The following is a 23,208-nucleotide window of genomic DNA, read 5'->3' on the forward strand; positions in this document are numbered from 1 at the left end:
GGTGGTGTTCACCCCCCGCCGCGCCTCTCGGGGGCGTCCGCTCGGAGGTTGTCCTGTGCAGCCCACCAACAACAACCCCCCCACCCCCAACCCCCCCCCCCCCCCCCCCCCCCCCCCGCCCCCCCCCGCTTCCCTGTCACCAGGCTCCTCAGAGCCAGCCCGCGAACTCCAGCAGGTTCTCCCCGTCCCGCTCACGGCCCACCCGCAGCGCCCGCACCCCGGACTCCACCGCCCGGAACAGCGTCCAGCCGCGCAGCCGCTCCTGGTCCACATCCAGGGACTCGGCGAGGCGCTTCACCCGGCGGCGCGTGATCGCGGGCCCCGACGGCGAGCCGATCAGGTCCTCCACGCGGTCGCGCACCAGCCGCGCCAGGTCGAAGGCGCACTCGCCCACGACCGGGTCGGGGCCGACGGCCAGCCATGGCATCCGCTCGCCGGACAGCACTTTGGACTGCCGGAACGTGCCGTGCAGGAGCCGCACCTCGGGCGGGTCCTCCACCAGCGTCGCGCGGGCCTCCAGAGCCGCCTCCACGAGCGGCGCGACCTCGGGGAACGCGGCCACGCCCGCCCGCATCGCCGTCGCCTGGCGGCCGGTGCGCTCGGGCACCGTCTCGCAGTTGCGCCCGGCGGGCGGCTCCGTCCACAGGCGGCGCAGTGTGCCCGCCGCCTCCAGGAGCGCCTTCGCCTCCGGCAGCGTCCGCACCGAGACCTCGGGGTGCAGCCGCTCCAGGAGCAGCGCCCCGTCGCCGGTCCCGGGGTCGAGCAGGCGCACCGCGCCGAACCCGTCCCACTGGGTGAGCGCCGCGCGCTCCGCCTCGGGGCGGAACCGCTCCGGGGCCAGCTTCAGTACCGCGGGCGAGCCGTCCGCCGTACGGACCTGGGCGACCAGACTGCTGCGCCCGCCGGGCAGGTGCACCCGCTCGACGGTCACCTCACGCCGGGCCGCCGCCTCGGCGAGCAGGGCCCCGACCCGGCCGAGCCAGGCCGTCGCCCCGTCGTCGCGCACCTCGCCGAGCGCGTTCACCAGCCGCTGCGGAGGTTCGAAAGCCATGCGCGAGAGATCCCTTCCACACCAACTGCCCGGCCGCTGAACCACAGCGGCCGCTTACGTACGGGGCGCCGCCGTGGCGGACGCGGAGGGCACCGCGGCCCGTTCGGCGAGCCCAGGGAAGGCTACGCTCCCGCCGCGCCAGCGCACCGCGCGGACCGCCGCCTCGCGCAGCGCGTCCGCCGCGGCCCTGCGCCGCTCGCCGCTCGCCGCGCGGACGAGGTCGGCGTACGCCCCGGCGACCTTGTCCTCCATGTCGGCGGCGAGCCGCGCCGCCGACGCCTGGTCCGGCACCGGGAACGGCAGCGCGTACGCGCCCGCGGACTCCGCCGGCGTCGCGCCCAGGTCCCGTACGGTGCGCCGCAGCTCGTCCCGGCGTGCGCGGTGCGCGTCGTACGCGGCCCTCGCCTCCGCGCGCCGGTCCTCGCCGGCCCGGCCGCCGACGACCCCGTAGCCGTAGACCGCCGCGTGTTCGGCGCGCAGGGCCGCCTGCACCGCCGCGAGCAGTCCTTCGTCGCTTTCCTTGTCGCTCATCCCCGTAAGCCTTCCCGTCAGCCTTCTGTCAGCAGGTACGCGTGCCCGGCCCCGGCCGCCGCCACCGAGGCGAGCAGCCGCGCCTGTTCGGCCGGTGTGTCCGGGTCGGCGAGGGCCGTCATCCGCCGGTCCGACAGCGCCCGCTCAGCCGCCGCCAGCGCCTTGAGCACGTCCTTCTCGGGGACCGGGGGAGTGGTGGCGGTGGGCTTGAGCGCCTTGGGCTTCGCCGCGCCGCCGAACGCCTGGACGTGGCGTTCGACCTCCGCGCGCAGCGGGGAGAGCCGCGCCGCGAGGGAGGGGTGGGCGGCGAGCGCCTGGTCGTACTGGCCGAGCAGATCGGCGCTCTCGCGGGCCGCCCGCGCCCGGACCCGCTTCTCCTGCGCGGCGGAGGGCGCGCCCCGGGCGCCGTCGTCGCCGCCGCTCGAACAGCCGGCCAGGAGCGCGGTCCCGGCCAGCGAGGTGAGCAGGGTCCTGCGGCGTGGCCCCCGTGGGGCCTGGGCGGTGAGCGGCACGGGCGGTCGTCCTCGGCAGACTGGCGGCGGTTTCGGCACGACCGGGACGGCGCGGCCGGTGATCACCGTACCGCCGCCTCCCGGCCGGTGGACCGCAACACCCCCCTGGACCGGATACCCTTTGACCTGACGCGCATGGAATGCGGACACCCCACAACAGCACACGCGGCCGAGGAGTCACCCGGATGAGCACCACCCAGAACGAGAGGCTGCGGGAACTACTGGAACCGCTCGTCAGCTCACAGGGGCTCGACCTCGAAGAGATCGAGATCGCCTCGGTAGGACGCAAGCGGGTGCTGCGCGTGGTCGTCGACTCCGACGAGGGAGCCGATCTCGACAAGGTCGCCGATGTGAGCCGCGCGCTCTCGGCGAAGCTCGACGAGACGGACGCCATGGGCGACGGCGAGTACGAGCTCGAGGTCGGGACGCCGGGCGCCGAGCGCGCCCTCACCGAGCACCGCCACTACGTCCGCGCGACGGACCGCCTCGTGAAGTTCCAGCTCAGCGACGACTCCGAGCTGGTCGCACGCATCCTCGAGGTCGACGACGACGGCCTCGACCTCGAAGTACCGGGCGTGAAGGGCCGCAAGGCCACCGCCCGACGGCTCGCCTTCAGTGACATCGCCAAGGCGCGGGTCCAGGTCGAGTTCAACCGCAAGAACAAGAACGACGCATCAGAAGCAGAGGAGGCGTAGCCGTGGACATCGACATGAGTGCCCTGCGGGGTCTGGTCCGGGAGAAGGAGATCTCCTTCGATCTGCTGGTCGAGGCGATCGAGTCGGCCCTCCTCATCGCCTACCACCGCACCGACGGCAGCTACCGCCGCGCGCGCGTGAAGCTGGACCGTGAGAGCGGCCACGTGACGGTCTGGGCGACGGAGGACCCGGCGGACCTCGAAGAGGGCCAGGAGCCCAAGGAGTTCGACGACACCCCGTCCGACTTCGGCCGCATCGCCGCCACCACCGCCAAGCAGGTCATCCTCCAGCGTCTGCGCGACGCGCAGGACGACGCGACGCTCGGCGAGTACGCGGGCCGCGAGGGCGACATCGTGATGGGCGTGGTCCAGCAGGGCCGCGACCCGAAGAACGTGCTCGTCGACATCGGCAAGCTGGAGGCGATCCTGCCGGTGCAGGAGCAGGTGCCGGGCGAGGAGTACCCGCACGGCATGCGCCTGCGCAGTTACGTCGTCCGCGTCGCGAAGGGGGTGCGCGGCCCGTCCGTGACCCTGTCGCGCACGCACCCCAGCCTGGTGAAGAAGCTGTTCGCCCTGGAGGTGCCGGAGATCGCCGACGGGTCCGTCGAGATCTCGGCCATCGCGCGTGAGGCCGGTCACCGTACGAAGATCGCCGTGCGTTCGACCCGCAGCGGGCTCAACGCCAAGGGCGCCTGCATCGGCCCGATGGGCGGCCGTGTGCGCAATGTGATGGGCGAGCTGAACGGCGAGAAGATCGACATCGTCGACTGGTCGGACGACCCGGCGGAGATGGTCGCCAACGCGCTCTCCCCGGCCCGCGTCTCCAAGGTCGAGATCGTCGACCTCCAGGCCCGCTCCGCGCGCGTGACAGTCCCCGACTACCAGCTCTCCCTCGCCATCGGCAAGGAGGGGCAGAACGCCCGTCTCGCGGCGCGGCTCACCGGCTGGCGCATCGACATCCGGCCCGACACCGAGCAGGGCGGGGAATAAAGTTCTGGCGCTCCGCGCTTGAACCACGACAGCATGTGACGTCAGCGGTGACGTCGCTTGTGACAAGAAACAGCCGTTCGATTCTTGCCCCGAAAGGGGTGAGGTCGGTACGGGGAGGTAGACTTAAGCGTGTCTGGCCGGACGCATGCCCGCGCATGCCCTGAGCGAACCTGTGTGGGATGCCGGGAGCGAGCGGCCAAGAGCGATCTGCTGCGGATCGTGGTGATCGAGGGCCGGTGCGTCCCCGATGATCGCGGTACGCTGCCCGGCCGGGGTGCCTATGTGCACCCCGCCCTGGTCTGTCTCGACCTGGCGGTCCGCCGCCGGGCGTTCCAGCGGGCTTATAAGGCTCCTGGACCGTTCGACACGGAGGCGCTCCGCCACCGGATCGAGCAGGCGACACCGTAAGAAGCGCCGCGCGGAACCCCCGTGCGGCCCTGGTACCCCGCGAGTTGGAAGTAGGTCGAGATTGCGATGAGCACTCGATGAGCACGCGATGAGTACGCCCATGAAGTAGCGACGGTCCGGCGGAACCCGGACCTAAAAGGAGCGAAGTGGCTAAGGTCCGGGTATACGAGCTCGCCAAGGAGTTCGGCGTTGAGAGCAAGGTCGTCATGGCCAAGCTCCAAGAACTCGGTGAATTCGTACGTTCTGCGTCCTCGACGATCGAGGCGCCGGTAGTACGCAAATTGACTGACGCCCTCCAGCAGGGCAACGGCGGCAAGCCCGCCGCGAAGAAGGGCGCGCCCGCGAAGCCCGCGGCGCCGCGTCCCACCCCCTCTCCCGCGCAGGCCGCGAAGCCTGCCGCGCCGCGCCCGCCGGCCCCGAAGCCGGCCGCCGCCGAGCAGGCCCCGGCCGCTCCGGCAGCCCCGGCCGCGACTCCGGGAACGCCGGGTCCGCGCCCGACGCCCGGTCCGAAGCCGGCCCCCAAGCCCGCTTCGCCGGCGCCGTCCGCGCCCGAGTTCACGGCACCGCCCGCCGCCCCGGCCGCTTCGTCGGCCCCGGCGCCCAGCGGCCCGCGTCCCGGCGCCCGTCCCGGTGCCCCCAAGCCCGGCGCCCGTCCGGCGCCCGGCCAGGGCCAGGGCGGCCAGGGCCGTGACAACCGCGGTGGCGGCGACCGTCAGGGCGCCCCGCGCCCCGGTGGTCAGGGTGCGCCCCGTCCCGGTGGTGCCCGTCCCGCGGGCCCGCGTCCGGGCAACAACCCCTTCACGTCCGGCGGCTCCACCGGCATGGCGCGCCCGCAGGCGCCCCGTCCGGGCGGCGCGCCGCGCCCCGGTGGCCAGGGTGCCCCCGGCGGCCCGCGCCCGCAGGGCGGCGGCCAGGGCGGTCCCCGTCCGCAGGGCGGTCAGGGCGGTCCCCGTCCGACGCCCGGCAGCATGCCCCGTCCGCAGGGCGGCGCGGCCGGTCCGCGTCCCGGCGGCGGCCCCGCCGGCAACCGTCCGAACCCGGGCATGATGCCGCAGCGTCCTGCCGCGGGCCCGCGTCCCGGTCCTGGTGGCCGTGGTCCGGGTGGCGGCGGTCGTCCGGGTGGCGGCGGCGGTCGTCCCGGTGGCGGCGGCTTCGCCGGTCGTCCCGGTGGCGGCGGCGGTGGCGGCTTCGCGGGCCGTCCCGGCGGTCCCGGTGGCGGTGGCGGCGGCTTCGCCGGCCGTCCCGGTGGCGGCGGTGGCCGTCCCGGCTTCGGCGGACGTCCCGGTGGTCCGGGTGGCCGTGGTGGCACGCAGGGTGCGTTCGGCCGTCCCGGCGGGCCCGCCCGTCGTGGCCGCAAGTCGAAGCGGCAGAGGCGCCAGGAGTACGAGGCCATGCAGGCCCCGTCGGTCGGCGGCGTCATGCTGCCTCGCGGCAACGGACAGACCGTCCGCCTGTCGCGCGGTGCGTCCCTCACCGACTTCGCGGAGAAGATCGGCGCCAACCCGGCGTCGCTCGTCGCCGTGATGATGAACCTCGGCGAGATGGTCACTGCCACGCAGTCCGTCTCCGACGAGACCCTCCAGCTGCTCGCGGGCGAGATGAACTACGTCCTCGAGGTCGTCAGCCCGGAGGAGGAGGACCGCGAGCTGCTCGAGTCCTTCGACATCGAGTTCGGCGAGGACGAGGGCGGCGAGGACATGCTCGTCTCCCGTCCGCCGGTCGTGACCGTCATGGGCCACGTCGACCACGGAAAGACCCGCCTCCTCGACACCATCCGCAAGACGAACGTCATCGCGGGCGAGGCCGGCGGCATCACCCAGCACATCGGCGCGTACCAGATCGCGACCGAGGTGAACGACGAAGAGCGCAGGATCACCTTCATCGACACCCCGGGTCACGAGGCGTTCACCGCCATGCGTGCGCGTGGTGCGAAGTCGACGGACATTGCGATCCTCGTGGTCGCGGCCAACGACGGGGTCATGCCCCAGACGATCGAGGCGCTCAACCACGCCAAGGCCGCCGAGGTGCCGATCGTCGTCGCGGTCAACAAGATCGACGTCGAGGGCGCCGACCCGACCAAGGTGCGCGGTCAGCTCACCGAGTACGGCCTGGTGGCGGAGGAGTACGGCGGCGACACCATGTTCGTCGACATCTCCGCGAAGCAGGGGCTGAACATCGACGAGCTGCTCGAGGCCGTGGTCCTGACCGCGGACGCCTCGCTCGACCTGCGGGCCAACCCGGAGCAGGACGCGCAGGGCATCGCGATCGAGTCCCACCTCGACCGTGGCCGCGGCGCCGTGGCGACCGTCCTCGTCCAGCGAGGCACGCTGCGCGTCGGCGACACGATGGTGGTGGGCGACGCCTACGGTCGCGTCCGCGCCATGCTCGACGACAAGGGCGAGAACGTGGAGGAGGCGGGTCCCTCGACCCCCGTCCTCGTGCTCGGTCTCACCAACGTCCCGGGCGCCGGCGACAACTTCCTGGTGGTCGACGAGGACCGTACGGCCCGTCAGATCGCCGAGAAGCGCGCCGCCCGCGAGCGCAACGCCAACTTCGCGCGCCGCGGCATCCGGTTCTCCCTGGAGAACCTGGACGAGGCGCTCAAGGCCGGCCTGGTGCAGGAGCTCAACCTCATCATCAAGGGCGACGCGTCCGGTTCGGTGGAGGCTCTCGAGTCCTCGCTGCTCCAGCTCGACGTCGGCGACGAGGTCGACATCCGCGTCCTGCACCGCGGTGTGGGTGCGGTCACCGAGTCCGACATCAACCTGGCGACGGGCTCCGACGCCATCGTCATCGGCTTCAACGTCCGGGCAGCCGGCCGTGCGCAGCAGATGGCGGAGCGCGAGGGCGTCGACGTCCGGTACTACTCGGTGATCTACCAGGCCATCGAGGAGATCGAGGCGGCCCTCAAGGGCATGCTCAAGCCGGAGTACGAGGAGGTCGAGCTCGGCACGGCGGAGATCCGCGAGGTCTTCAAGTCGTCCAAGCTGGGCAACATCGCCGGTGTGCTCGTCCGGTCCGGCGAGGTCAGGCGCAACACCAAGGCGCGCCTCCTGCGCGATGGCAAGGTCATCGCGGAGAACCTCAACATCTCCGGTCTGCGTCGCTTCAAGGACGACGTCACCGAGATCCGCGAAGGGTTCGAGGGCGGTATCAACCTCGGCAACTTCAACGACATCAAGGTCGACGACGTCATCGCGACGTACGAGATGCGCGAGAAGCCGCGCGCCTGATCCCCAGCGGATCGGATCCACGCGGCAGCAGGTCCGGGGCCGGTCGGCGGAGCTATTTTCCGTCGATCGGCCCCGGCCGTTGCGTGTACCGTTCCTGTATCGGGCGCCGCGTCAGTCGCGTCCATACGAACCCGAACCGGCGGGACATCCGGACACACATGTATGTGGGGACTCTGTCCTTCGACCTGCTCCTCGGCGACGTCCACTCGCTGAAGGAGAAACGCTCCCTGGTCCGCCCGATCGTGGCCGAACTCCAGCGCAAGTACGCGGTGAGTGCGGCGGAGACGGGGAACCAGGACCTCCACCGCCGGGCCGAGATCGGGCTCGCGGTGGTCTCCGGGGACACGGGACACCTCTCCGACGTGCTGGACCGCTGCGAGCGGCTGGTCGCCGGACGGCCCGAGGTGGAACTGCTCTCGGTTCGACGCAGGCTCCACAGCGACGAAGACTGAAGCAACAAGCGAGAACAGTTACTAAGGAGACGGACCAGTGGCCGACAACGCGCGCGCCAAGAGGCTGGCGGACCTCATCCGAGAGGTGGTGGCGCAGAAGCTGCAGCGTGGGATCAAGGACCCGCGGCTCGGCTCCCACGTCACCATCACGGACACCCGCGTCACGGGTGACCTGCGGGAGGCGACCGTCTTCTACACGGTCTACGGGGACGACGAGGAGCGCGCCGAGGCGGCGGCGGGCCTGGAGAGCGCCAAGGGCGTCCTGCGGTCCGCGGTCGGCGCGGCGGCGGGCGTAAAGTTCACCCCGAGCCTCACCTTCGTCGCGGACGCCCTCCCGGACAACGCCAAGACGATCGAGGACCTCCTCGACCGGGCGCGGCAGTCGGACGAGAAGGTGCGCGAGACCTCCGCGGGCGCCACCTTCGCGGGCGGCGCCGACCCGTACCGCAAGCCGGAGGCCGACGCCCCCGACGAGGACGACACGGACGGCGACGCCTGAGCATGTCCGACCGCACCCCTCCGCCCGACGGCCTTGTCATCGTCGACAAGCCGTCGGGCTTCACTTCGCACGACGTCGTGGCCAAGATGCGCGGGATCGCGAAGACCCGCCGCGTCGGCCACGCGGGCACCCTCGACCCGATGGCGACGGGCGTGCTCGTGCTCGGCGTCGAGCGCGCCACCAAGCTCCTCGGCCACCTCGCGCTGACCGAGAAGGAGTACCTCGGCACCATCCGTCTGGGCCAGTCCACCCTCACCGACGACGCCGAGGGCGAGATCACCTCGTCCACCGACGCCTCCGGTGTGCGGCGCGAGGCGATCGACGCGGGCGTCGCCAAGCTGACCGGCGCCATCATGCAGGTGCCGTCGAAGGTCAGCGCCATCAAGATCAACGGTGTCCGCAGCTACAAGCGGGCCCGTGAGGGCGAGGAGTTCGAGATCCCGGCGCGCCCGGTCACGGTCTCGTCGTTCACGGTCTACGACATCCGGGACGCGGTCGCCGAGGACGGCACGCCCGTGCTCGACCTGGTCGTCTCCGTGGTCTGCTCCTCCGGCACCTACATCCGGGCGCTCGCCCGCGACCTGGGCGCCGGCCTCGGCGTCGGCGGGCACCTGACCGCGCTGCGCCGCACGCGCGTGGGCCCGTACAAGCTCGATGCGGCGCACACCCTCGACCAGCACCAGCAGGAGCTGTCCGTGCTGCCGGTGGCGGACGCCGCCGCTGCCGCGTTCCCCCGCTGGGACGTCGACGAGCGCCGCGCGAAGCTGCTGCTCAACGGGGTGCGTCTGGACATGCCCGAGGAGTACGCGGGCCGGGGCCCGGTCGGCGTGTTCGACCCGGCCGGACGCTTGCTCGCCCTCGTCGAAGAGGTGAAGGGCAAGGCCAAGAGCCTCGCCGTGTTCGGCTGAGCGCCGCCCTTCGTAACTGAGCTGTTCGGTGGAGCGGCGGTTGCCCGTTCCCCGGGCGGCCGCCGCTCCACGTTCCCCCTTGCTCCCCTTTCCTAGGGTCCATCCGCCGCGCCCCTCGGTTCACCCCTTCGAGCAGGCGCTCGGAGTGATTCGGGGGAGTGCAAGGGGGCGCGTTCGCTCCGCGTCCTGTCCGATGGATCACCGCACGCCTACCGTCGGGACATACGGGGCGTAACGGGAAGCGGCAGGAGGGGCGCGGCATGGTGGATCCGCCTCTGGTACGGATCTGTGACCCGGCCGGGCGGCCCCGCGGGGCGGGGTTCGTCGCGGACGACAGCGGGACCGTCGTCACCAGCCATGAGGCGGTGGCCGGGGTCGGAGGCGTGGTGGTGCACGCGCCGGACGGCGCCGTGTGGGCGGCGGACCCGGCGTCCGTCGTTCCGCTGCCCGCCGTCGGCCTGGCGCTGGTGCGCACCGAAGGGCTCGGCGTGGCGCCGCTGCCCGTCGCGGCGGGCCCGTGCGGCGGCCCCGGGACGTATCTACGCATCCCCGCGGGCGGCTGGCGCGAGGCGCGGATCCTCGGTCACGTCGACGCCGCGTACACCGGCGCCGGCCGCCGCCACCTGCTGCGCGGCGTGATGGAGCTGGCCGTCGGGACCGCCGGGGCCGACGCGCTGCGCCCCGGCGGCGGTGCCGCGGGCGGGCCCGTCCTCGACGCCGCGACCGGCGCGGTCGTCGCCGTCCTCGCCACCGCCGCCGACCCCGGCCACCCGTCGGCCGGTCTTGCGGTGCCGCTGCGCGCGGCCGCCGCCGTGGAACCGAGGCTCGCCGAGTTCCTGGCCCACGCCGACGCCACGGTCCCCGCGTACGGCGCCGCGCTCAATCTGGCCGGGGTACTGCAGCTGACGGCGGTCTCGGTCGGCAGCGACGGGCCGGGGCCCGCCCCCGTCGACCCGGTCGAGCGGCCGGACGTCGCACGGGAGCTGGCGGAGTTCATGGCGGGCGGCGCCCGCGTCCTCGCGCTCGTCGGCGACCCCGGCTCCGGGCGGACGACGGAGCTGGCGGCGTTCGCCGCACGGCGGGCCGGGGGCGCGAGCGCCGCGCCGACCCTGTGGCTGCGCGGCGCCGACCTGGACGGCGCCGACACCTCGGTGGACGACGCCGTGGGCCGCGCGCTGGAGCGGGCCGGCCGGATCGTCGCCGCGTCCATGGGGGCGGCGCCCGGCGCGCTGGGGGAGCTCACCCTCGGGCGCGTCGCCGAAGCCGCCCGCACCGCGGGGCGGCCGCTCGTGCTGTTGCTCGACGGGCCCGAGGAGATGCCGCCCGTCCTCGCGCACCGGCTCGCCGCATGGTCCCGCCGGACCCAGGACCGGCTGGCGGAGACGGGCGTACGGCTCGTCATCGCCTGCCGCGCGGAGTACTGGGAACAGGCCGGGCCGCTGTTCGGCGCCGACGTGCTGCACGGGCGCGCGGGGCGACTGCCCGCCTGCGTACACCTCGGCGACCTGGCGCCCGCACAGGCGCGGCTGGCCCGCGAACGGCTCGGCGTCCCCGAGGACGCGCTCCCGCCCGAGGACGCGGGGCACCCGCTCGCCCTGCGGCTGCTCGCCGAGGTACGGGCGGCGCTGCCCGGAGAAGTGGCCGGGCGCCCGGACCGCGACGAGGTGTTCGCGGCCTACCTCGACCTGATGTGCCTGCGCGTCGCGGTACGGCTCGCCGCGGGCGGCCCCGTGCGCGGGACCGGGGTGCGCCGCCTGGCCGCCCGGGTCTCCGGGCAACTGCACGAGGCGGCGCGGCGCAGCCTCGGCCCCGGACAGGGCGAGCTGGACCGCGCGGCGTTCGAGGAGCTGTTCCCGTGGGGTGCGCGGGACGGGGCGACCGGCTGGGCGCCGGCCGTCCTCACCGAAGGTGTCCTGGTCCCCGCGGGCGGCGGCTACCGCTTCGCCCACGAGGAGATGGCCGACTGGCTGCAAGGCATGCACCTGGACGTGGACGCCGCCCTCGACGCGCTCGTGTTCCGGCGGCGCGGCGACGGATCGGTGCCGGTGCCGCGCCACAGGGCGGGCCCTGTCGTACGGGCGCTGCTGCTCGTGGAGCGGCAGGAGGGCGCGGGAGAACTGGCGCGCAGGCTCGGGGAGTTGTGCGCCTGGGTCGAGCCGGGCGGGGCCGCCACCGAGGCCCACTGGTGGGCCGCGCACCTCCTCGGCGCGGTCCTGCCGCGCGTCCGGGAGACGGGGGCCTTCCTGCCCGTCCTGGAGGAGCTGGCCGACCGCGGCGCGTTCGGACCCTGGTTCTGGGACGCGCTGCCGGTCGACGACGACGTCCGCTTCGAGCTGCTGCGGCGCCTCGTCGTGCACGACGGCCCGGAACCGGGCGGCCGGTACCTCGACACGGTCGCCGGGCTCCTCGCGACCGCACCGGACCGGGCCCGGCGCCACCTCGTCCGCTGGTTCGACGACGAGCGGCCGCTGCCCGCCCTGCCCGACGCCACCGTGGCGACGGCGGCGCAGGCGCTGCTGCACACACACCGGCACACAGCCGTCGACGACCTCCTCGACACCCTGGTCGAACGCGCCCACCCCCGCGCCGGGGAACTCCTCACCAGCCTCGCCGACGAGGAGCCCTCCGCTCTGTGCCGGGCCGTCGACCGCTGGGCGCACGACGCACGCCCCGAACGCCACGTGGCGGCGATGACGTACGGGCTGCGGGCAGCCGCCCGCGTCACGGCCGAGGACGACCGGGCCCTCCTGCGCCGCGCCGCGCTCGACGTCCTGGCCAACCCCTCCGACGCTGCTCTGCACAGCGCCGCGCTCGCCCTGCTCGTCCGCGACCCGCGGACCCGGTCCGCACGTCTGGAGCAGGCGCTGCGGGAGATCGCGGGGGAGCGGCAGGTACCCGCGTCGGCGGCGCGTCACCCCTGACGCGCTCCCGGCGCACCACCAGGCCCTCCTGCCCCGCCCGATGAGGGAGCCGGACACGCGGCATGGCACTCTTAGACCTGCGTAATCGGTACGGGACGGGCGGAGAGCCGGGACCGCCGAGGCCGCAGGGACGGATTCGTCGTACACAGTTTCGCGAGGAGCAATCACCGTGCAGCGCTGGCGTGGCTTGGCGGACATCCCCCAGGACTGGGGGCGCAGCGTCGTCACCATCGGCTCCTACGACGGGGTGCACCGCGGGCACCAGCTCATCATCGGGCGGGCCGTGGAGCGCGCCCGTGAGCTGGGCCTTCCCGCGGTCGTCGTCACCTTCGACCCGCACCCGAGCGAGGTCGTGCGCCCCGGCTCGCACCCCCCGCTGCTCGCGCCCCACCACCGGCGCGCCGAGCTGATGGCCGAGCTCGGCGTCGACGCCGTGCTGATCCTCCCCTTCACCACCGAGTTCTCGAAGCTGTCGCCCGCCGAGTTCGTGGCGAAGGTCCTCGTCGACAAGCTGCACGCGCGCGTGGTCGTCGAAGGCCCCAACTTCCGCTTCGGCCACAAGGCCGCCGGCACGGTCGACTTCCTGGCCGAGCAGGGTGGTACGTATGACTTCGAGGTCGAGGTCGTCGACCTGTACGTGAGCGGCGCCGCGGGCGGCGGTCAGCCGTTCTCCTCGACGCTGACCCGGCGCCTCGTCGCCGAGGGCGACGTCGAGGGGGCCCGCGAGATCCTCGGCCGCCCGCACCGCGTCGAGGGCATCGTCGTCCGCGGCGCGCAGCGCGGCCGCGAACTCGGCTTCCCCACCGCCAACGTCGAGACCCTGCCCCACACCGCGATCCCCGCGGACGGCGTCTACGCCGGATGGCTGCACGTCAACGGGGAGGCGATGCCCGCCGCGATCTCCGTCGGCACCAACCCCCAGTTCGACGGTGCCGAGCGCACCGTCGAGGCGTACGCCATCGACCGCACCGGGCTCGACCTGTACGGCCTGCACGTCGCCGTCGACTTCCTCGCCTACGTACGCGGCATGGCGAAGTTCGACTCCCTCGAAGAGCTCATCGAGGCCATCGCGAACGACGTGAAGCGCTCGCGCGAGCTCATCGAAGGGTATGAGGCGTAGCTCACACCCGGATCACCCGGAACCATGTCACGAACGGGCCCGCCCGTCCCGTCTGGTCGGTGAAGGCAGCACCACTCACCCCAGCACAGGGAGCCCGTCATGGAAGCGCGTCTCAACATGTTCGCCAGCCCGTCGGCCACCGCGTTCGTCAAGCGTCTCGTCGGCGCGAGCATGACGCTCACGGAATCGAGCCTTCCCGCCGCGACCCAGGAGCTGGTGAAGATCCGCGCCAGCCAGATCAACGGCTGCTCGGGCTGTCTCGACATGCACACCAAGGAGGCCGCGGCCGCCGGGGAGACCCCGCTGCGGCTCAACCTGATCGCGGCCTGGCGCGAGGCCACGGTCTTCACCGAGGCGGAGCGCGCCGCTCTTGAGGTGACCGAGCAGGGCACCCGGCTCGCCGACGGCGCGGGTGGGGTCACGGACGAGGCCTGGGCGAACGCGGCGAAGCACTATGACGAGGATCAGCTCGGGGCGCTGGTCTCGCTGATCGCCGCGATCAACGCGTTCAACCGCCTGAACGTGATCGTCCAGCAGCCGGGGGGCGCTTACGAGGTCGGCCAGGCGGCGGCGTTCCACGAGAGCTGAGCGAGGTCGTAGCCGTTCGTCTCCGTCTGCGGCCCGGTGGGGGCTGATCGCGCAGTTCCCCGCGCCCCTGAAGGCATGCGCTCCGCGCAGCCTCCCCCCCCCCGCGCCCCTGGAGGTAGCGCACGCAGGGGGCAGACGCTCAGGGGCGCGGGGAACTGCGCGAGCAACCACGACGAGCCCGCGCTCGAAGGCGACGCGCAGGGGGCAGACGCTCAGGGGCGCGGGGAACTGCGCGACCAGCCACATGCGACCGGTGATCGCCACACGACCGCAAGGGGCAGAACCTACGCCGCCCCCTCCGCCCCCCGCACTCGAGCCCAATGACACGCCACCTGCGCCCCACCCCCACCCGACAACACGGGCAGATCCACGGACCGGCAGGAATCGGCGACGCCAACCCGTTCCGCCTCCCCGCTCGCCAGCACCTGGCACCGCACATGGAACCGGCACCCACCCGGAATCCGCGACGGATCCGGCGGCTCCCCGGTCAGGACGACCGGCTCACCCGGCGCCTCCGGCAACACCGACAACAGGGCCTGCGTATAGGGATGCTGGGGCGAGGTCAGCACCTCCTCCACCGCCCCCGTCTCGACGATCCGCCCGAGATACATCACCGCCACCCGGTCCGCGATGTTCCAGGCGAGCCCCAGATCGTGCGTGACGACCAGCGCGGAAAGCCCCAGCTCATCGCGGAGCCGCAGAAGGAGCGCCAGGATCTCGCCCCGTACGGACGCGTCCAGCGAAGCGACCGGCTCGTCGGCCACGATGAGTTCGGGCTCCAGGACGAGCGCCCCCGCGATGACGACCCGCTGCCGCTGCCCGCCGGACAGCTCGTGCGGGTAGCGCAGGAAGAACCGCTCGGGCGGCCGGAGCCCGGCCCGGGCCAGCGCCCCGGCGACGGCCTCGCGCTCGTCGCCCCCGTACCCGTGGATCCGCAGACCCTCCGCCACCGCGTCGTACACCGTGTGCCGGGGATTGAGCGACCCGCTCGGGTCCTGCAACACCAACTGCACCCGCTTGCGGTACGCCTTCAGCGCGCGGGACGCGTAGTTCAGCGGTTCACCGGCGAATGTGACCCGCCCCGCCGTGGGCCGCTCAAGGCCGAGCAGCGTGCGCGCGAGGCTCGTCTTGCCGCAGCCGGACTCACCGACGAGGGCGACGATCTCGCCGGGCGCGATGTCGAGGTCGACGCCGTCGACGGCCCGCGCCTCGGCGCCGCCGCGCCGCCCGGGGAACGTCACCCGCAACTGCTCCGCGGACAACAGGGTCCGGGTCTCCGTACCGACGTTCCCGGTCATGCCGTGGTGCTCCTCGCCTCGTCCGCGCTCGTCTCGCCCGCTGTCCCCACCGCACCGGCGACGTGCACACACGCCGCCCGCCGCCCGGCCCCCGCGTCCCGCAACGGCTGGTCCTCCACGGCGCACACGTCGATCGCCCGGGGGCAGCGCGGATGGAACGTGCACCCGGACGGCAGCGCCGACGGGTCCGGCGGATCACCGGGAAGCCCGCGCGGCGCGAACCGGGACGCCGGGTCGCCGATGGTCGGGAACGCCGCCGAGAGGGCGTTGCCGTACGGGTGCAGCGCGTTCTCGTAGACCTGGGCGGCCGGGCCCTCCTCGACGACGCGGCCCGCGTACATGACGGCGAGCCGGTCACACGTGTCGGAGAGGACCGCCAGGTCGTGGCTGATCATGATGAGGCCGACCTCCTGCTCGGCCACCAACTGCTCGATGAGCCGCAGGATCTGGGCCTGGATCATCACGTCCAGGGCGGTCGTCGGCTCGTCCGCGATGATCAGCTCCGGTTCGCAGGCGAGCGCCATCGCGATCATCACGCGCTGCCGCTGCCCGCCGGACAGCTCGTGCGGGTACGCGTCCGCCCGCGCCGCCGGAAGCCCTACGTGTTCGAGCAGCTCGGCGACCTTCTTCTTGGCGCCCGCCTGTGTCGCCTTCTTGTGCAGCAGGATCGGCTCGGCGATCTGGTCGCCGATGCGGTGGACGGCGTTGAGCGAGTGCATGGCGCCCTGGAAGACGATGGAGGCCCCGGCCCAGCGGACCGCGCGGACCCGCCCCCACTTCATCGTCAGGATGTCTTCGCCGTTGAGCAGGATCTCGCCGGTGACCTTGGTCCCGGCGGGCAGGAGCCGCAGCAGCGCGAGGGCCAGCGTGGACTTGCCGCAGCCCGACTCGCCCGCGATGCCGAGCTTGCTGCCCGCCTCGACGGACAGGTCCACGCCGCGCACGGCCTGCGCCCCGCCCGCGTACGTCACCGTCAGGTCCTTCACCTGGAGCAGCGTCATGACCGGGCCCCCAGCTTCGGGTTGAGGACGGACTCGATGGCGCGCCCGCACAGGGTGAAGGCGAGGGCCACGACGGCAATGGCGATGCCGGGCGGCGCCAGGTACCACCAGTCGCCCGCGCTGACCGCGCCCGCCTCGCGCGCGTCCTGCAACATGCCGCCCCAGGACGTGATCGTCGGGTCGGACAGGCCGAGGAACGCGAGGGTCGCCTCCGTGAGGATCGCCGACGAGATGATCATGGTGGTCTGGGCGAGCACGAGCGGCATCACGTTCGGCAGCACGTGCCGGGTCATGATGTGCCCGTGGCCGCCGCCGAGCGCGCGGGAGCGCTCGATGTACGGGCGGGACTCCACGGCCAGCGTCTGGGCGCGCACGAGCCGGGCCGTCGTCGGCCACGTCGTCACGCCGATCGCGATGATCACCGTCCACATGGAGCGGTCCATGACCGTGGCGAGTGCGATGGCGAGGACCAGGGTCGGCATCACCAGGAACCAGTCCGTGATCCGCATGAGCACGGTCGCGTACCAGCCGCGGAAGTGGCCCGCGACGATCCCGATGACCGTGCCGATCGCCACGCACAGGAACGCGGCGAGCAGACCGACGGTGAGCGAGACCCGGGCCCCGTACACCAGGAGCGCGAGCACGCTGCGGCCGAACTGGTCGGTGCCGAGCGGGAATTCACCGCTGGGCCCTTCGAGCGGGCCGCCGGGCGCGTCCGTCACGCTCTGCGCGTCCGATCCGACCAGGACGGGCGCGAACACGGCGACGAGCGCGATCAGGATCAGCAGCCCGAGCCCCCACAGGCCGCTGCGGTGCGTGCGGTACGAGCGCCAGAAGCGGGCCAGGGACTGGCGCTTGCGGGCCCGTGCGAGCGCCCGCGGGTTGCCCGTCCCGGTCACGGGCGTGGTCTCGGTCGTCATCGGCCCACCCTCGGGTCGAGCAGCGGATAGAGGATGTCGGCGAGGGTGTTCGCGAGGATCACCGCGGTCGCGAAGACGAAGAACAGGCCCTGTACGAGCGGCAGGTCGGGCACGGAAAGGGCCGAGTAGAACAGCCCGCCGAGGCCCGGCCAGGAGAAGACCGTCTCGACGAGGATCTGCCCGGCGACGACATGGCCGAGATTCACGAACATCAGCGTGAACGTGGGCAGCATCGCGTTCGGCACCGCGTGCTTGCGCCGCACGACGTCGTCCCGCAGGCCCTTCGCCCGCGCGGTCGTCAGATAGTCGCTGCCCATCTCGTCGAGGAGCGAGGACCGCATGACGAGGAGCGTCTGCGCGTACCCGACCGCGACCAGCGTGATCACCGGCAGGATCAGATGGTGCGCGACGTCGATGACGTACGCGAACCCGGTCTCGCCGCCCGATTCGAGACCGCCGGTCGGGAACATGCCGGGGATCGGCCCGATGCCCACCGAGAAGACGATGATCAGGAGCAGGCCCAGCCAGAACGACGGGACCGAGTACAGGGTCAGCGCGAACGCCGTGTTGAAGCGGTCGCTGCGCGAGCCGTTGCGCCACGCCGTGCGCGTGCCCAACCAGATGCCGAGCAGCGAGTAGAGCACGTACGCCGTGCCGGTGAGCAGCAGTGTCGCCGGGAGCGCGTCGGTGATCTTGTCGATGACCGGCGTGTGGAACTGGTACGAGGTGCCGAAGTCCCCGGTGAGCGCGTCCCCGATGTACGACGTGAACTGCTTCCACATCGGCTGGTCGAGGCCGAACTGGTGGCGCAGGTTCTCCAACTGCTGCTCGGAGACGCGCTTGCCGCCGGTCATCTGCTTGACCGGGTCGCTCGGGATGAGACGGAAGAGGAAGAAGCTCGTGACGAGGACGGCGAAGAGCGAGACGATCGCGCCCGCGATCTTCGCCGCCGCGTAGGTGAGATACGCCTTGGTGTTGCGGGCCCGGGGGCCGTGGGCGCCCGACGTGGCCCCGGCCGGGGAGGCCGGAGCGCCGTCGGGCGCGTCCGCGGACCGCACGAGCGCGGGAGTGCTGTCAGATGTCATGGGGCATGCGAACTCTCGTAACTCGTGCGGGTGATGACCGGCGTGCGGAGCGCTCGGAGCGCCCCTACTCGCGGTCGTCCGCCGTGGTCCTCCGCCGCATGGCGAAGAAGACGCCGCCGCCGATGACGACGAGCGCGGCGATCACGATCCCGATCACGACACCGGTGGAGGAACCGGACGAGTCCGAGTCGCCGCTCGACGCCGACGCGGGCTCCGCCGACCACCAGCTCCAGTAGCCGTCCTGGCCGTAGATGTTCCCGGCCGCGGTCGGCATCGTCTGGATGGACTTGATCTGGTCCGTGCGGTACGCCTCGACGGCGTTCGGGTACGCCATGACATTCATGTACCCGGAGTCGTACAGCCACGACTCCATCTGCTTGACGTAACCGGCGCGTTTGGCGGGGTCGTACTCGGCGAGCTGCTTGTTGTAGAGGCCGTCGTACGTCTTGTCGCAGATGCCGTTGTCGGTGGCCGCCGTCTCGCGGGCCTTGGTGGGCAGCGCGGCGCAGGTGTGGATGCCGAGGACGAAGTCGGGGTCCGGGTTGACGGACCAGCCGTCGAAGGCGAGGTCGTACTCGCCCGCGTACCAGGGCACGGAGACGTCGTCGAGGCAGTTGAGCTTGAGGCCGACGCCGATCTTGCCCCACCACTCCTTCAGGTACTTGCCGACCGCCTTGTCGTTCGGGTCGGTGGCGTGGCACAGCATCCGCAGGTTGATCGGCTTGCCGTCCTTGCCGATCCGCTTGCCGTCCTTGAGCGGGTAGCCCGCGTCGTCGAGCGTCTTGCCCGCGGCACCGGCGTCGTAGGACAGCGTCTGGCTCTGCGAGGGCTGCCAGAAGTACTCCTTGAAGCGCGGCGGGATGTATCCGGCGCCCTGCACGGCGTGGCCCTGGAAGACCTTGTCGACGATGGTCTTGGTGTCGACCGCGCGGAACAGCGCCTGGCGCACCTTCTTGTCGAGCAGCGCCTTGTTGCCGTCGCCGAACTTCTTGCCGTCCTTGGTCTGCCACCCGGGGTTGACCGCGATCGCGTAGAAGCGGCGGCCCGGACCCTCGTTGACCTTGATGTTCTTCTCGCCCTTGAGGGACGCCGCCTGCGCGGGCGTCAGGGCGGGCGAGCCGGCGACGAAGGAGACCTCGCCCTTGCGCAGCGCCGCGACCGCCGCGTCCTGGTCCTTGTACGTCTTGAAGACCAGCTCGTCGAACTGCGGTGTCTTCGACTTCCGCCAGAAGTCCTTGTTGATCCTCAGCTTCACGTACTGGTCGGTCTTGTACTCGGTCAGCACGAACGGGCCGTTGCCGACGATGGGGAACTTCTCGTCGTTGTTGAACTTCGAGTAGTCCTTGACGTCCTTCCAGATGTGCTCCGGCACGATCGGGACGTCGAGCGCCGTCATGGTCGCCTGCGGCTTCTTCAGCTCGACGACGAGCTTGGTGTCGCTGGGCGCGGTGACCTTCTTGAAGTTGCTGACGAACGAGCCGTTGGCCGTCGCCGCTCCGTCGTCGGTCATCATCTTGTTGAACGTGAAGGCCGCGTCCTTGGCCGTGGCCTTCTCACCGTCCGACCACGTCGAATTCGACCGAATGGTGTACGTCCACGTCAACTTGTCGGGCGAGGATTCCCACTTGGTGGCGAACCCCGGAATGACGTGGTTGTCCTTCGGGTCGTAGTTCGTCAGGTACTCGTACATCAGGCGGTGGATGCTGGTGCTGACCAGGCGCTGGGCCAGGAACGGGCTCAGCGAGTCCACGCTCTGCGCGAGCGCCACGGTGAGGGTCTTCTTGCCGCCGTCGGCCTTCGCCTCGGCCTGCTGCGGCGCCGGGTTGAGCGGCGTTGCCAGGCCCGCGGTCAGGGTGAACGCGGCGGCTCCGGCCGCGAGAAGCACCCGGACGCCGCGGCGGACGGGACGGGCCGTTCTGTCGTACGTGTCTGGCTGAGCCTGTGTATCCATCGGTCACGGACCTCACGCATCGCTCGCACTGCCGGTTCTCGGGTGGAATGAAGTGCTGGTTTATCAGCGGCGGTTGACGCACGTCAACGGCCGGTGAACCCCATGTGGCCTGCGGAAATAACGAGTTGACCAGGATTTCACGCCCATTGGTCGAGACCTGTGACGCTGTGCAGGCCACGGAATGGCGCCCAGGTGGCCGCCCCTTTCCGTATTCCCGCACGAGAAAGGCCCGCACCGTCCGAGGTGCGGGCCTTTCGGGAGTCGTGCTACGGGCGTCGTCCTACTGCTGCGGGGGCTGCTGCTGCCAGTTCGGCGGCGGGCCGGGCTGCTGCGGAGGCTGCTGACCCGGCTGCTGCGCCTGCTGCGGAGGCGGCGGGGCCTGCTGCCAGCCCGGCTGCGGACCCGGCTGCTGCGGCTGCCCCTGCGGCGGCTGGCCCGGGGCGCCCTGCGGCGGGTACGGCGCGGGCGGCTGCTGCCCCGGGTACGGCTGCTGGGCGGGCGCCCCCTGCGGCGGGTAGGGCTGCTGCGGCTGGCCCGGGTACGGCTGCTGGCCGCCCGGCATCGGCGGGGCCATGGTGGGCGGCGGGTTGCCGTCCGAGGTCCACAGGCCCTGCTGCTGCTGGGCGCGGGCGAAGTCCTCGGCGACCATCGCGGAGAGGTTGAAGTACGCCTCCCGCACCTTCGGCCGCATCATGTCGAGGTCGACCTCCGCGCCCGCCGCCAGGTGCTCGTCGAACGGGACCACGACGACGCCGCGGCACCGCGTCTCGAAGTGGCTGACGATGTCCTCCACCTTGATCATCTTGCCGGTCTCGCGGACCCCGGAGATGACCGTGATCGAGCGCGAGACCAGGTCGGCGTAGCCGTGCGCGGAGAGCCAGTCCAGCGTCGTGCTGGCGCTGCTCGCACCGTCCACCGACGGCGTCGAGATGATGATCAACTGGTCGGCGAGGTCGAGCACACCGCGCATCGCCGAGTACAGCAGGCCCGTACCCGAGTCGGTCAGGATGATCGGGTACTGCTTGCCGAGCACGTCGATGGCGCTGCGGTAGTCCTCGTCGTTGAACGTCGTCGAGACCGCCGGGTCCACGTCGTTCGCGATGATCTCCAGGCCGGACGGCGCCTGCGAGGTGAACCGCCGGATGTCCATGTACGAGTGCAGGTGCGGGATCGACTGCACCAGATCACGGATGGTCGCGCCGGTCTCGCGCCGCACACGGCGGCCGAGCGTGCCCGCGTCCGGGTTGGCGTCGATCGCGAGGATCTTGTCCTGCCGCTCGGTCGCGAGCGTCGCGCCGAGCGCCGTCGTCGTGGTCGTCTTGCCGACACCGCCCTTGAGGCTGATCACGGCGATCCGGTAGCAGGACAGGACCGGCGTACGGATCAGCTCCAGCTTGCGCTGCCGCTCCGCCTCCTCCTTCTTGCCGCCGAGCTTGAAGCGCGTGTTGCCACCACCGGGGCGGCTGCTCTTCGCCTTCTGCTTCTTGTTGTTGAGCAGCCGGTCGGCCGACAGCTCGACGGCCGCCGTGTAACCCAGCGGCGCGCCACCGACGTTGGTCGGCTGCCGCTGGACGGGCTGCGGCCAGGCGGCACCCGTACGCGGATCGGTGGCGGCGGGGGGCTGCGGGGCGCCGTACGGGGGCTGGGCGCCGGGCTGCTGGGGGAAGCCGTAGCCGGGTTGCAGCTGGCCCTGCGCGGGCGGCTGCGGCTGCGGCTGCGGCTGGGCTCCAGGCTGGGGCTGCGGGTGCGGCTGCGGGAAGCCGTAGCCGGGTTGCGGGGCGGGCGGCTGGCCCTGGACCGGGGGCTGCGGCTGGGGCTGCGCTCCGGGCTGGGCGGGAGGCTGCGGGAAGCCGTAACCCGGCTGCGGGACCGGGGCGTTGGGCGCGGGCTGGCCCTGGAAGGGCGGCTGCGGCTGGACGCCGGGCTGGGCCTGCGGGTGCGGCTGGGGGAAGCCGTAGCCGGGCTGCGGCTGGGGCTGAGGCGGCTGCGCCTGCGGGGGCACGGTCGGGCCGGGCGCCGCGGCGGTGGGCTGTGCGGGCCAACCGGGCTGCGGGGCCGGGGCCGGGGCTGGGGCCGCCGGGTCGGTCCACTGCGGCGCGGCGGGCGGCGCGGCGGGCTGGAACGCGGGCGGCAGCGGCGGCACACCACCGTCCGGGGCGGGCGGGGGAGTCCAGGCCGCACCCGGCGTGCCGGGAGCGCTCGGGGCGTCCGGTCCGGCGGCGGGGGCGGCTTCGGGCGTGGTCGCTGGGGCCGGGTCCGGGGCCTGGGCGGCGGCGGGCTCGGAGCTGTCGTCGTCCTGGTCGCCCGGGGCGGCCTCGCTGCTGTCGGCAGCGGCGTCGGGCGTGGCGTCCGGGGTCGCGGAGGCGGCTTCCGGGGCGGCGGATTCGTCCGGCTCCTGCGCCGCCTCCTCCGCGTCCTGACCGGCCGACTGTGCGGACTGCGCGGCCTCGGCGGTCTCCGGAGCGGGCTGCGGCGTCTCCTCGGCGCCGGCGTTCGGCTCTGCAGCGGCCTCGGGGGCGGGCGCGCTCGGCGCCTGCGTACCCGGCGTCTCCGCGGCGGCCTGCTGCTCACCGAGAGCGGCCAGCTCCTCGAACTCCCGCTTGAGGGAGGCCGCGGAGAACTTCATGGTCGCGCCGGACTCCAGATCACCGGCGCCCGCACCCGCCTCGGGCGCGACAGGCGCTGCCGACGGGGGCGGGGGCGTGGGAACCGGCGCGGCGGCGGGCGGTACCGGCGGGGTCGCGGGCGGCACCGGCGGGGTCGCCGGTTCGGGCGCAGCGTTCGCCGACGCGTTCTGCGTGTACCAGGCCGGAGGGGCGTAGTCGATGGTGAACTCGCCCGTCATCTCGACACTGGACTCCGCGTCGGACTCATCGACGGGTGAATCCCAGCCCCCGCGGATTCCGTCCCGATCGCTGTTCACAATGCCTCCTGGTGTGGTCGAGCACCCTCGTGCCGTGCTGGGGGCCGACCGTTCCTGATCGATCCGCCGGGCTGACCCCCTGGCCCCCTGACGCCCGCGGCACCCGCACACGAGTACTCACAA

The 23,208-nt window shown here is 72.7% G+C and carries 19 protein-coding genes; 10 read left to right on the forward strand and 9 right to left on the reverse strand.

Annotated elements, in window-relative coordinates:
• Positions 1–148: 148 nt before the first annotated feature.
• From ABZ877_RS37540 to ABZ877_RS37550, 3 genes are read right to left on the reverse strand one after another with little or no spacing between them, the layout of a single operon-like run.
• Positions 149–1,051: an aminoglycoside phosphotransferase family protein gene (locus ABZ877_RS37540; RefSeq protein ID WP_361080725.1), complete on the reverse strand. Its 903-nt coding sequence runs from the start codon at positions 1,049–1,051 to the stop codon at positions 149–151.
• A gap of 54 nt (positions 1,052–1,105) precedes the next feature.
• Positions 1,106–1,582: a ferritin-like domain-containing protein gene (locus ABZ877_RS37545; protein WP_361080727.1), complete on the reverse strand. Its 477-nt coding sequence runs from the start codon at positions 1,580–1,582 to the stop codon at positions 1,106–1,108.
• 17 nt (positions 1,583–1,599) lie between these two features.
• Positions 1,600–2,094, reverse strand: coding sequence for a hypothetical protein (locus tag ABZ877_RS37550; RefSeq protein ID WP_361080729.1), 495 nt, complete (start codon positions 2,092–2,094; stop codon positions 1,600–1,602).
• Between the two features lie 185 nt (positions 2,095–2,279).
• On the opposite strand from ABZ877_RS37550, the gene rimP reads away from it, so the two are divergent.
• The 10 genes from rimP to ABZ877_RS37600 all read left to right on the forward strand — a co-directional run bounded on the left by rimP (position 2,280) and on the right by ABZ877_RS37600 (position 13,907).
• The gene (gene rimP, locus ABZ877_RS37555; RefSeq protein ID WP_361080731.1) at positions 2,280–2,789 is read left to right on the forward strand and encodes a ribosome maturation factor RimP; all 510 of its coding nucleotides are present in this window, start codon (positions 2,280–2,282) and stop codon (positions 2,787–2,789) included.
• Positions 2,790–2,791: 2 nt separating this feature from the next.
• Positions 2,792–3,778 carry a transcription termination factor NusA gene (gene nusA, locus ABZ877_RS37560; protein ID WP_361080733.1) on the forward strand — a complete coding sequence of 329 codons (987 nt, stop codon included), beginning with the start codon at positions 2,792–2,794 and terminating at the stop codon, positions 3,776–3,778.
• Positions 3,779–3,907: 129 nt separating this feature from the next.
• Positions 3,908–4,186, forward strand: coding sequence for a YlxR family protein (locus ABZ877_RS37565; protein WP_361080735.1), 279 nt, complete (start codon positions 3,908–3,910; stop codon positions 4,184–4,186).
• A gap of 146 nt (positions 4,187–4,332) precedes the next feature.
• Complete coding sequence (gene infB / locus ABZ877_RS37570) at positions 4,333–7,419, forward strand: translation initiation factor IF-2 (protein WP_361080737.1); 3,087 nt, start codon at positions 4,333–4,335, stop codon at positions 7,417–7,419.
• A gap of 158 nt (positions 7,420–7,577) precedes the next feature.
• A complete protein-coding gene (locus tag ABZ877_RS37575) occupies positions 7,578–7,871 on the forward strand; it encodes a DUF503 domain-containing protein (RefSeq protein WP_037626190.1) in 294 nt (97 codons plus the stop codon).
• Between the two features lie 37 nt (positions 7,872–7,908).
• Positions 7,909–8,370 carry a 30S ribosome-binding factor RbfA gene (gene rbfA, locus ABZ877_RS37580; RefSeq protein WP_361080739.1) on the forward strand — a complete coding sequence of 154 codons (462 nt, stop codon included), beginning with the start codon at positions 7,909–7,911 and terminating at the stop codon, positions 8,368–8,370.
• A gap of 2 nt (positions 8,371–8,372) precedes the next feature.
• Complete coding sequence (gene truB, locus ABZ877_RS37585; RefSeq protein ID WP_361080741.1) at positions 8,373–9,278, forward strand: tRNA pseudouridine(55) synthase TruB; 906 nt, start codon at positions 8,373–8,375, stop codon at positions 9,276–9,278.
• Between the two features lie 260 nt (positions 9,279–9,538).
• Positions 9,539–12,199 (forward strand): serine protease, encoded by a 2,661-nt coding sequence (locus tag ABZ877_RS37590; RefSeq protein WP_361080743.1) that lies wholly within the window; start codon positions 9,539–9,541, stop codon positions 12,197–12,199.
• Between the two features lie 169 nt (positions 12,200–12,368).
• Positions 12,369–13,319, forward strand: a complete 951-nt coding sequence (locus ABZ877_RS37595) for a bifunctional riboflavin kinase/FAD synthetase (protein WP_361080745.1) — start codon at positions 12,369–12,371, stop codon at positions 13,317–13,319.
• Between the two features lie 99 nt (positions 13,320–13,418).
• On the forward strand, positions 13,419–13,907 hold the full coding sequence (locus ABZ877_RS37600; RefSeq protein ID WP_361080747.1) for a carboxymuconolactone decarboxylase family protein: 489 nt from the start codon (positions 13,419–13,421) through the stop codon (positions 13,905–13,907).
• A 284-nt stretch (positions 13,908–14,191) separates the two neighbouring features.
• Here the strand turns inward: ABZ877_RS37600 and ABZ877_RS37605 are convergent, their stop codons facing one another.
• From ABZ877_RS37605 to ABZ877_RS37630, 6 genes are all read right to left on the reverse strand, one after another.
• Positions 14,192–15,205, reverse strand: a complete 1,014-nt coding sequence (locus tag ABZ877_RS37605; protein ID WP_361080749.1) for an ABC transporter ATP-binding protein — start codon at positions 15,203–15,205, stop codon at positions 14,192–14,194.
• Positions 15,202–16,206: an ABC transporter ATP-binding protein gene (locus tag ABZ877_RS37610; protein WP_361080751.1), complete on the reverse strand. Its 1,005-nt coding sequence runs from the start codon at positions 16,204–16,206 to the stop codon at positions 15,202–15,204. The genes ABZ877_RS37605 and ABZ877_RS37610 overlap by 4 nt, the downstream gene beginning before the upstream one ends.
• The gene (locus tag ABZ877_RS37615) at positions 16,203–17,126 is read right to left on the reverse strand and encodes an ABC transporter permease (protein ID WP_361080753.1); all 924 of its coding nucleotides are present in this window, start codon (positions 17,124–17,126) and stop codon (positions 16,203–16,205) included. The genes ABZ877_RS37610 and ABZ877_RS37615 overlap by 4 nt, the downstream gene beginning before the upstream one ends.
• Complete coding sequence (locus tag ABZ877_RS37620) at positions 17,123–18,211, reverse strand: ABC transporter permease (RefSeq protein ID WP_361080755.1); 1,089 nt, start codon at positions 18,209–18,211, stop codon at positions 17,123–17,125. The genes ABZ877_RS37615 and ABZ877_RS37620 overlap by 4 nt, the downstream gene beginning before the upstream one ends.
• A 64-nt stretch (positions 18,212–18,275) precedes the next feature.
• Positions 18,276–20,162: an ABC transporter substrate-binding protein gene (locus ABZ877_RS37625; protein WP_361080757.1), complete on the reverse strand. Its 1,887-nt coding sequence runs from the start codon at positions 20,160–20,162 to the stop codon at positions 18,276–18,278.
• A gap of 280 nt (positions 20,163–20,442) precedes the next feature.
• Complete coding sequence (locus tag ABZ877_RS37630; protein ID WP_361080759.1) at positions 20,443–23,085, reverse strand: SCO5717 family growth-regulating ATPase; 2,643 nt, start codon at positions 23,083–23,085, stop codon at positions 20,443–20,445.
• Between the last annotated feature and the right edge of the window lie 123 nt (positions 23,086–23,208).

Origin of the sequence: Streptomyces sp. NPDC046939, assembly GCF_040644575.1 — a bacterium.
GTDB lineage: Bacteria > Actinomycetota > Actinomycetes > Streptomycetales > Streptomycetaceae > Streptomyces.

Excerpts from the sequence above, each read along its gene's own strand:
- ABZ877_RS37540 (WP_361080725.1), bottom strand. The coding sequence starts at position 1,051 with ATGGCTTTCGAACCTCCGCAGCGGCTGGTGAACGCGCTCGGCGAGGTG.
- ABZ877_RS37545 (WP_361080727.1), bottom strand. The coding sequence starts at position 1,582 with ATGAGCGACAAGGAAAGCGACGAAGGACTGCTCGCGGCGGTGCAGGCG.
- rimP (WP_361080731.1), top strand. The coding sequence starts at position 2,280 with ATGAGCACCACCCAGAACGAGAGGCTGCGGGAACTACTGGAACCGCTC.
- ABZ877_RS37575 (WP_037626190.1), top strand. The coding sequence starts at position 7,578 with ATGTATGTGGGGACTCTGTCCTTCGACCTGCTCCTCGGCGACGTCCAC.
- truB (WP_361080741.1), top strand. The coding sequence starts at position 8,373 with ATGTCCGACCGCACCCCTCCGCCCGACGGCCTTGTCATCGTCGACAAG.
- ABZ877_RS37590 (WP_361080743.1), top strand. The coding sequence starts at position 9,539 with ATGGTGGATCCGCCTCTGGTACGGATCTGTGACCCGGCCGGGCGGCCC.
- ABZ877_RS37600 (WP_361080747.1), top strand. The coding sequence starts at position 13,419 with ATGGAAGCGCGTCTCAACATGTTCGCCAGCCCGTCGGCCACCGCGTTC.
- ABZ877_RS37605 (WP_361080749.1), bottom strand. The coding sequence starts at position 15,205 with ATGACCGGGAACGTCGGTACGGAGACCCGGACCCTGTTGTCCGCGGAG.
- ABZ877_RS37610 (WP_361080751.1), bottom strand. The coding sequence starts at position 16,206 with ATGACGCTGCTCCAGGTGAAGGACCTGACGGTGACGTACGCGGGCGGG.
- ABZ877_RS37615 (WP_361080753.1), bottom strand. The coding sequence starts at position 17,126 with ATGACGACCGAGACCACGCCCGTGACCGGGACGGGCAACCCGCGGGCG.
- ABZ877_RS37620 (WP_361080755.1), bottom strand. The coding sequence starts at position 18,211 with ATGACATCTGACAGCACTCCCGCGCTCGTGCGGTCCGCGGACGCGCCC.
- ABZ877_RS37625 (WP_361080757.1), bottom strand. The coding sequence starts at position 20,162 with ATGGATACACAGGCTCAGCCAGACACGTACGACAGAACGGCCCGTCCC.